General features: G+C 63.0%; 8 protein-coding genes. 4 read left to right on the top strand and 4 right to left on the bottom strand.

Going from position 1 to position 8,907, the window contains the following annotated elements:
• Positions 1-433: 433 nt before the first annotated feature.
• Genes CH262_RS26310 through CH262_RS26300 form a run of 3 tightly spaced genes read right to left on the bottom strand, consistent with a single transcriptional unit; the run spans position 434 to position 2,648 of the window.
• Positions 434-835, bottom strand: a complete 402-nt coding sequence (locus CH262_RS26310) for a RidA family protein (protein ID WP_032384918.1) — start codon at positions 833-835, stop codon at positions 434-436.
• On the bottom strand, positions 832-1,629 hold the full coding sequence (locus CH262_RS26305; protein ID WP_052062868.1) for an IclR family transcriptional regulator: 798 nt from the start codon (positions 1,627-1,629) through the stop codon (positions 832-834). The genes CH262_RS26310 and CH262_RS26305 overlap by 4 nt, the downstream gene beginning before the upstream one ends.
• Positions 1,626-2,648, bottom strand: a complete 1,023-nt coding sequence (locus CH262_RS26300; RefSeq protein WP_094718853.1) for a sugar kinase — start codon at positions 2,646-2,648, stop codon at positions 1,626-1,628. Before CH262_RS26300 ends, CH262_RS26305 begins: the two co-directional genes overlap by 4 nt.
• A 114-nt stretch (positions 2,649-2,762) precedes the next feature.
• On the opposite strand from CH262_RS26300, the gene CH262_RS26295 reads away from it, so the two are divergent.
• From CH262_RS26295 to CH262_RS26280, 4 genes are read left to right on the top strand one after another with little or no spacing between them, the layout of a single operon-like run.
• On the top strand, positions 2,763-4,046 hold the full coding sequence (locus CH262_RS26295) for an alanine racemase (RefSeq protein WP_094718852.1): 1,284 nt from the start codon (positions 2,763-2,765) through the stop codon (positions 4,044-4,046).
• A gap of 13 nt (positions 4,047-4,059) precedes the next feature.
• Entirely contained in the window at positions 4,060-5,673 is a 1,614-nt protein-coding gene (locus CH262_RS26290) for an N-acyl-D-amino-acid deacylase family protein (protein ID WP_094718851.1), read from the top strand.
• Positions 5,670-6,308: a bifunctional 4-hydroxy-2-oxoglutarate aldolase/2-dehydro-3-deoxy-phosphogluconate aldolase gene (locus tag CH262_RS26285; protein ID WP_094718850.1), complete on the top strand. Its 639-nt coding sequence runs from the start codon at positions 5,670-5,672 to the stop codon at positions 6,306-6,308. The genes CH262_RS26290 and CH262_RS26285 overlap by 4 nt, the downstream gene beginning before the upstream one ends.
• Entirely contained in the window at positions 6,305-7,747 is a 1,443-nt protein-coding gene (locus CH262_RS26280; RefSeq protein ID WP_094666397.1) for a GntP family permease, read from the top strand. Before CH262_RS26285 ends, CH262_RS26280 begins: the two co-directional genes overlap by 4 nt.
• Here CH262_RS26280 and CH262_RS26275 read toward each other — a convergent pair.
• Complete coding sequence (locus CH262_RS26275; protein WP_094718849.1) at positions 7,664-8,890, bottom strand: hypothetical protein; 1,227 nt, start codon at positions 8,888-8,890, stop codon at positions 7,664-7,666. The two genes, CH262_RS26280 and CH262_RS26275, sit on opposite strands and share 84 nt — an antisense overlap.
• Between the last annotated feature and the right edge of the window lie 17 nt (positions 8,891-8,907).

The following is an 8,907-nucleotide window of genomic DNA, read 5'->3' as shown; positions in this document are numbered from 1 at the left end:
GAAAGACCGTGAATCAGTCAAAGACATCAAGTCAAATCACTAGCAAAAAAACTCAACTAGCATTTTAAAACAACACCCGACAACAACCACCACAAGCGGATAGCTGATACATCGAATGCTTTCACCAAATAAAATTCGGCACTGACATTCATCGACACACTGTTGAGTTCTCAAAGAACACGCACACACCATGGTCACCGTGTGAACGGCAACGTCCGGGGCTTACACGCTCGAACCCCAGACATGGCTGATAACCTCTGCCTTGTCTGGGTTGTTCAGGACGTACTCCGTACAACCTCGTTGTCCCGGTTTGTGAAGACCGGGTCGGTGTCCGTGTCGCTCTGACTCGACAAAAGTTACGCGAAGACCAACGCTTACGCAAATCGCCAGGTCAGATGTAATTTTCGTGTGAACATCTAGGTCGAGCGTGCAGTCAGACGACGGCGATGGCGTCTATCTCGACCAACATCTCCTCGCGCGGAAGCCCCGTGAACACGGTCGTCCGGCTCGGCAGCACGTCGCCTGTCGTGTTCGCCGAGACGAACTCGCCATAGGCGTCGTTCATGATCGAGAAGTCCTCACGCTTGGTCAGGTACACGCGCAGCATGACGACGTCGTCGAACGTCGCGCCGCCGGCTTCCACGATTGCCTTGACGTTCTCCAAGGTTCGAGTGGTCTGCGCGGCGACGTCACCTGGGAACAGGTATTCGCTCGTCGCCGGATCCACCGGGCCCTGACCGGAAACCTGCACGAACGGCCCTTTCCGTACCCCCTGGGAGAAGGTGTGTGCCGGGGCCGGGGCACCGGTGGTGCGGATTTCGATCTTTTCGCTCATGATGTTCCTTCCATCGAACTGTCGTTTGTCAGTGGGCGGTCAAATCGATCGGGCGGCCGCCAGCCCAGCCCTTCGGAAATTGCCGCTGCCGTGCCGCGCACTGCGGGCAGCGCAGCCAGTACCTGCTGATGGTCGAGCAACATGTCCGGTACCGACATGGACACCGCGGCCACCACGTCTCCGGTCCCGTTGCGCACCGCACAGCCGATGCAATTGACGAAAGACTCGTGTTCTTCACGGTCCTCCGCAAAACCCTGCTGGTCCACGAGCTCGAGCTCGCGCAGGTACTGCTCCGGTGTGGTGATAGTGCGTTCCGTGAACGGCGTGTACGTGATGCGTCGAGCGATCTCTTCTCGTTCGGCGCGCGGGCGGCCTGCGACCAAAATCTTTCCCACCGCGGTGCAGTGCAGCGGTGCCGGCCGGCCGACGCGTGAGTACATCCGCACGCTCTGCTGTGCGTCGAACTTGTCGATGTAGATGACCTCCCCCGCCTCGTACGTGGCCAGGTGCACCGTCTGGCCCGTGTCGGAGTTCAATGCAGCGAGATGCGGTCGCGCGACGGTGCGCACGTCTCGCTGCTCGAGCGCGTGATTTGCGAGCTCGAACAGCCTCGAACCGAGTTGGTACCGGTGATCCGCTCCATGGCTGACGAACCTGTCCGATTCCATGGTCCGAAGCAGTCGCAGCACCGTCGTCTTGTGTACACCGAGGACTGCGGCGAGTTCGTCGAGTGACTTCGATCCGTCCCCGAGCAATCCCAGGATCGTCAGCGCCCTCGACAAGCTCTGGCTCACAACGCCGCCTCGGAGTGCACCGCTGCCACGGCCGCGTAGTCGAGTGTCGCCCATGCATTGTCGTCGATTCCGGCCAGTGCTGCCAGTTCGTCGTGCGGCAGGACTTTCGCCACATCACCGTGGCCGGTCAATGCGCCTGCGGCACAGAGATGTCCGAATCGCACACGCTGCTCCGCGCTGTATCCCATCAGCAACGCGGCCAGAAAGCCGCCGGCGAAAGCGTCACCTGCACCGATCTTTTCGACGACGTCGAGTGTCAATGCGGGGACGTCGACTCGCGCGACTCCCTCGAATGCCGTCACCGTGTGCGCATCGTTCTTGATCACCAGATGACGAGGCTCGGGAAACATCTCGCGTAGTTCCACTGGACTCGAGGTCCCGAACACCGAAGCGGCCTCGTCGGCACCCATCGACACGATGTCGCTACCGCGGACGTGCTCACCGAGGACGCGGGCCGCGTCGTCCGAACGCCCGGCCCACAAGGCCGGCCGATAGTTGAGATCGAAGCTGACAGTGGAGGGGCCGGCCATGAGGCTTCGCGTCAATTGTTCCGCAGTGGGTGAGATAGCGACGGTGATGCCGGTGAAATGGACGATGTCGGCGCAGTCGATCGCCGCTCGCACCTCGTCGTGAATATCGTTGGGCGAGAGCGCAGTAGCAGCCGAAAGAGACCGGTAGTACGTCATCGCGCTGTCTCCCAGAGGCAGGTCGTGACGGTGATCGGACCCCGATCCGCGCTCCTTGATGTAGAGGCCCGTCGGCCGCCCGCTATCGACGATCACGCCCGACGTGTCCACACCGGCAGCGTCGAGTTCCGCGACCAGATATCGGCCGAACCCGTCGTCACCCACCCGCGAGACCCACGCAGCCTCGATTCCCAGTTGGACGAGGACACGAGCCACGTTGGCTTCCGCACCTCCAGCCGTCCGATGGAACGTCTCCGACCGTTCCAGTGGGCCAGGGTCCGCGACGAGGACAGCGAGGCCTTCGCCTACACACACCACCCGGGGGGCTGCCATGTCCGTCTCCTCGAACTCTTGCGGGAATGCATCGTTGGATGCAGACTACAAATGAAAGACACGATACGCAACCGTCGTTGCATATAGCGCAACGCAGAACTCGAGGAGACTGCCGTGATCGACACTGCCGGAGTCGAGGCGCTGAGTCGACGACTCCTGGGGCCCGAACACAAATCGTTTCCAGCGAGATCGTGGGGACAGAGCGCCGAGAGCTTTCTGGCCACCGCGCCGCGGCTGTCGGAGTTCACCACCCCAGTACTCACCCTCGACAGGACACGCATCGCATCGAACGTCGATGTGATGGCGCAGTGGACCAAGAAGGCGGGCGTCCTCCTGGCACCCCACGGCAAAACGACCATGGCTCCCCAACTGTGGAAGCAGCAACTGGATGCGGGCTGCTGGGCCATCACCCTCGCTACCGGTTGGCAAGTTCAGGTGGCACGCGCATTCGGTGTAGAGAGAATCGTTCTCGCCAATGCCGAAGTCGATCCTGTTGCTCTGAATTGGGTTGCTGCCGAACTGGACTCGCATCCCGAGTTCGAGTTCTACTGCTGGGCGGACAGCGTCGCCACGGTGCGAGAGATGAACCGCATCCTTGCCGACCACGGCGATCGACCGGTGTCCGTCGTCGTCGAACTCGGTGGCGAGCACGGACGAACCGGCGCGCGAACGACCGAGGAGGCCGTCGCAGTAGGACGGGAGATCGCCGCGTCACCGCGCCTCGCACTGGCCGGTGTGGGCGGCTACGAGGGTGCCCTGAGCCACGACCGTTCCGAGGCCGGTCTCGCGGCAGTACGCACCTACCTCGACACTCTCGCCGCACTGCATCGCACCTTCGATGCCGAAGGACTGTACGGAGATCACGCCATTGTGACCGCAGGCGGAAGCGCGTACCAGGATCTGGTGGTCGAACGCCTGCATTCTCTGACCTCGGGCAACGGCGTGCGCACCGACGTCGTGCTCCGATCCGGGGCCTACGTGGCGCACGACGACGGCTTCTATTCGCAGATCTCACCGCTGACTCCCGCCCGAACCGAGACGCCGTTGGTTTCTGCGATGCACGGATGGGCGCGAGTGGTGTCACGCCCCGAGCCCGGCCTCGCATTGCTGGACGCAGGCAAGCGCGACTTTCCTTTCGACGAAGGAATGCCCGTCCCGCAACGTGTTCGAGGTAATGAGCTCCTGGATCCGGGCGCGGAGGTGACGGCACTCAACGACCAGCATGCTTTTCTTCGACTACCGGCAGACGACGCCGACGCACTTCCGGTGGGGGCGGTGCTGCGGCTCGGCCTCTCTCACCCCTGCACTGCGTTCGACAAATGGCGTCTGATCCCCGTCGTGGACGACTCGGACAGCGACGACCCACTCGTGGTCGATCTGATACACACCTTTTTCTAGGAAGCAGAACTTGATGGCGGACACACTATTTCGCGGGTTCGATGTCATCGACGGCACCGGTTCCGCGCGGCTGCGTCGGGACGTTCTCGTCCGTGATGGCACCATTGCAGCACTCGTCGAGCCCGGAAGCCTTTCCAGTGCAGACAGAATCGTCGATGCAGCACCAGGTCACGTCCTGTCCCCCGGCTTCATCGACATGCATGCGCACTCCGATCTGGGGTTGCTGACCGATCCTGGGCACTTCGCCAAGATCAGCCAGGGTGTCACCACCGAGGTGATCGGACAGGACGGCATCGCGTACGCGCCCATCGACGATGCGACGTTGGACGTCATCCGGCGACAGATCGCCGGGTGGAACGGCAATCCCGTCGATCTGGACTTCTCCTGGCGAACGGTTGCCGAGTATCTCGCCCGACTCGACCGTGGCATCACTCCGAACGCCGCATATCTGGTTCCGCAGGGAACGCTGCGCTACCTGGCCGTCGGTGCCGATCGACGTCCCGCAACGCCGTCCGAGATCACCCACATGCAGGAGTTGCTGACGCAGGGCTTGCAGGACGGTGCCGTCGGAATGTCGAGCGGACTCACCTACACACCCGGAATGTATGCCGACACAAGCGAATTGCGAGCACTGTGTGAGGTGGTGGCAGACTTCGGCGGGTTCTACGCTCCCCACACCCGGTCGTACGGCGCGGGTGCACTCGACGCCTACCAGGAGATGCTCGATCTCTCCAGAGAAACCGGATGCGCCCTGCATCTGACCCACGCAACGATGAACTTCGGTGTCAATCGTGGTCGGGCACGTGAATTTCTCGATCTTGTCGACTCCGCGATCGCCGACGGCTGCGACGTCACGCTCGATACGTATCCGTACCTACCCGGGGCCACGACTCTGTCTGCGCTGCTGCCGAGTTGGGCGATGTCGGGTGGGCCGGACCGAGCGCTGGAACGACTCGACGATCCGGCCGAGCGTCGCCGCATAGCGCAGGACGTCGATGTCGACGGCTCGGACGGCTGCCACGGAGTCACCGTCGAGTGGGAGACGATTCAGCTCAGCGGAGTATCGAACCCGGAACTCGACCGGTACGTCGGTCGCACGATGGCCGACATCTCGGCGGACGAAGGGCTCGAGCCGGTCGACGTGTTCTTCGACTTTCTACGCCGCGACGCTCTGGCCACGACCATCCTGCAGCATGTCGGGCACGAGGAGAATGTTCGCGAGATCATGCAGCATCCGCGCCACATGGGCGGCAGTGACGCCATTCTCGTAGGCGAAAAGCCACATCCGCGTGCGTGGGGAACGTTCCCCCGCTATCTGGGCCACTACGTGCGGGACGAGCAACTGCTCTCACTCGAGGAGTGCATCAATCACCTCACGGGTCGTCCGGCTGCACGGTTACGACTGCGCAGGCGCGGCACGATCGCCGTGGGTCATGCTGCCGATCTGGTGGTGTTCGACCCGGACACCGTTCGAGACACCGCCACGTTCGAAGAGCCCAAACAGCAGGCCGAGGGAATCAGCCACGTGATGGTCAACGGATCGTTCGCGATAGACGATTTCCTTCCCACCCACTCCTTGGCAGGCCATGCCCTGCGTATGGACTCAGCCAGAAAGCAGACGTCGTGAATGCATTGACGGCAATTCTCGAAGACCGCGCACTCGCCGTGGTGCGCGCGCCGCACATCTCGGATCCCGCCGCACTCGCACACGCCCTGGCCGGCGGCGGTATTCGCGCGGTAGAGCTCACGTTCACCACGCCGGGAGTCCTCGACCTCATCCGCGCCGCATCCGATGCGGGTGCCATCGTCGGGGCCGGAACGGTCCTCACAGCCGATCAAGCCCGGGCCGCCCTGGACTCGGGTGCCAGTTTCGTCGTGACACCCGGGCTGCGGTCGGACGTCGCCGCCGTGGTGACCGCCGCGCGCATACCGCTGATGATGGGGGCACTCACCCCGTCCGAGGTGATGACCGCGCTCGACCTCGGTGCAGACGCGGTGAAGATCTTCCCGGCGCGCACCGTCGGACCGGCTTATTTCAAGGATCTGCTCGGTCCGTTCCCGAATGCACGTCTGGTCCCGTCCGGCGGCGTCAACGCCGCAAATGCCGCGCACTTTCTGGCAGCCGGAGCAGTGGCAGTGACTGCCGGCACGGATGTGGTGCCGCCGAATTCTGTTGCTACCGCTCAGTGGGACGACATCGCGGCACGAGCCCGGGCATTCGTCCACGCCATCGAAACCGCCAACGAGAAAGAACTGTCATGAATTCTGCCGTCGACTGGCTGAGAACCTCCACACCCGGCCTTCTGGTGTTGTGCGGCATAGCAATCGCCGTGTTGCTCGTCGTGATCATCAAGATCAAGCTGGAACCGTTCGTCGCATTGCTCATCGTCGGACTCGGCCTGGCCCTGGCTGCCGGGCTTCCGGTCAATCAAATCGTCGGAACCGCGATCAAGAGCAACGAGTCGTTGCTCGAGACCGGCTTCGGCGGAATTCTCGGGCATATCGCCGTCATCATCGGCCTCGGCACCGTACTGGGGGCCATACTCGAAAAGTCCGGCGGCGCACAGGCGTTGACCGCCAAGTTGCTCGGAATATTCGGCGAGCGCGGCGCTCCCGTCGCGATGGGCCTGCTCGGATTGATCTTCGGTATCCCGGTGTTCTTCGACATCGGCATCTTCGTGCTCGCCCCGCTGGTGTACGTCGCCGCGCGCCAAGGCGGAAAGTCGCTGGTGCTGTACGCGTTGCCGATGCTCGCCGGCTTGTCGATGACGCACGCATTCTTGCCGCCGCACCCCGGGCCGGTGGCACTCGGTGGACTGCTCGAGGTCAATCTCGGTTGGCTGATCCTGTTCGGCTTCATCTGTGGCATACCCGGATTCATCGCTGCGGGCCTGGTATGGGGAAACTGGATCGGTAAGCGCGTCATCGTCGAGGTTCCGGACGACTTCATCAACGATGGGGACGACTCGCCCCGCGACTCGAACGGTGGCGCCGGTGCCGTCACCACTGCACGACCGGTAGTCACGACGCCTCCCTCGGTGGGCACCATCGGCGCGATCATCGCAGTGCCGCTGGTCCTCATCCTCGGTGCCACCTTCGGCAGCATCCTCCTCGACCCGGGCAATCTGCTCGAAGTGCTGACATTCTTCGGCACTCCGGCCGTCGCACTTCTCATTGCCGTGCTGATCGCGTTCTACGTTCTGGGCATCCGCCGCGGGTCCACCGTTCAGGAGCTGAGCAAGCTCACAGGTGAGTCGTTGCGCCCGGTGGGCATGCTGTTGCTCGTCGTCGGCGCGGGCGCTTTCTTCGGAAAAGTCATCTCTGCCACGGGGATCGGCACTGCACTGGCCGACACCATGGCGGCCGCAGGTCTACCGATCATCGTCCTGGCGTACATCATCAGTTGTGCACTGCGTGTCGCACAGGGTTCGGCCACCGTCGCGATCGTCACCACCGGTGGCATCGTGGGCCCACTTGTCGCAGCGCAGGACTACTCGGCCCCCGCCGTCGCATTGATCGCCATGTCCATCGCAGCGGGCTCGATCATCGCGAGCCACGTCAACGACGGAGGCTTCTGGATCATCTCGAAGTTCTTCAACCTCACCGTCAAGCAAACGCTACAGACGTGGACCGTCCTCGAGACGATTCTGTCCGTGGTCAGTTTCGCGGTTGCCGGCATTCTCTTCGCGATCATCGCCTAGCTCGACGGCGCGGTCGGGTGTCGATGTCGGCACCTGATCGCGCCACTGGGAGTGCACCTGATCACCGACGAAATGCGTGTTCTCTGCCGACATCTCCCGGCTGCCCGACCGTCCGACGAGATCGTCGATTCGGTCGTCCAGGCTGTGGGCACGAGCCATGGCGTCCGACGTACGTGCTTCACCCTCCGAGGACTCGACCAGATCGGCCAAACGAACCAACGCAGCCACTCGTCCCGTCAACTGGGTCCATACGACTTCCAGTGCGCGGCGACGTGATTCGACCTGTTCCGCCGTGTCCTCGTCGACCATCGTCCGACCTATACGGATCAACTCGTCCCCTACCGAGCGCAAAGACGTTGCATCGACAGAGATTTCGGCGAGCTCGACGAACAGATCGACCTGGCTTCGCTGAAACTCGAAGTACGTCGACTGCCACGCCGGCGAGCGATGTATGCGATCGAACGAGGTGCCCGCGAGAAACAGCAGCGTGTCGTAGCGGTCCGAGAATCGGTCGTCTTTGCGATCGATCAACTGATCGACCACCCCGGCTGCCCACTGCACCCGTTTGTCGATGGGCGTTCTACGTGCAAGCGTGCTGACTCGATCCTTTGCGGCGTCCGCCAACGTCAGACCTCGCTCGGCGAGCACCCCGTACTTGAGGGGTGCGGGCGTGTGCATCAATGCATCGAAGACCGCGTCGCGCTGTTCCAGGTCGAGATGAATACCTTCGCGACGTTCCTTGCGTGCCGCGCGGACGCCGTTGGCGTAATGCCGGTTCGACATCACCACCGTGGTTCGCAGATGCTCGATCCGCTTGTTCGACTCCGCGACTCGCAACTTGTACACCAAGGCCGCGCCGGGCTTACCCGACGAATCCTTGGCACGCCATCGATCTCGCTCGTCCACCAACTGCCGCAAGGTTCCGAATCCCCCGACCGACGGGAGAGAACGCCCCGCACGCCACCGAGCGATGAGCACCGTTCTGGTTGCTCCATCGACCCTGCCCGCCGCGACGGCCGTTGCGGCGGCGTCGGACAACGGCTCGGAATGGCCGGGTAGCCGACAGTCGGCACAGAGGCGATGCACCCGGTCATCGAATCGAGCGCGCTGCTGTGCCGAATCGCCTGCATCGAACTGGGACATGATTTCTCCTCGGTCGC

The organism is Rhodococcus sp. 05-2255-1e (assembly GCF_002259025.1).
In the GTDB taxonomy this organism is placed as follows: domain Bacteria; phylum Actinomycetota; class Actinomycetes; order Mycobacteriales; family Mycobacteriaceae; genus Rhodococcoides; species Rhodococcoides fascians.
This window is presented reverse-complemented; position numbering and strand designations above follow the sequence as displayed.

Coding starts and splice junctions, on each gene's coding strand:
- CH262_RS26310 (WP_032384918.1), bottom strand. CDS start 835: ATGAGCGAAAAGATCGAAATCCGCACCACCGGTGCCCCGGCCCCGGCA.
- CH262_RS26300 (WP_094718853.1), bottom strand. CDS start 2,648: ATGGCAGCCCCCCGGGTGGTGTGTGTAGGCGAAGGCCTCGCTGTCCTC.
- CH262_RS26290 (WP_094718851.1), top strand. CDS start 4,060: ATGGCGGACACACTATTTCGCGGGTTCGATGTCATCGACGGCACCGGT.
- CH262_RS26280 (WP_094666397.1), top strand. CDS start 6,305: ATGAATTCTGCCGTCGACTGGCTGAGAACCTCCACACCCGGCCTTCTG.
- CH262_RS26275 (WP_094718849.1), bottom strand. CDS start 8,890: ATGTCCCAGTTCGATGCAGGCGATTCGGCACAGCAGCGCGCTCGATTC.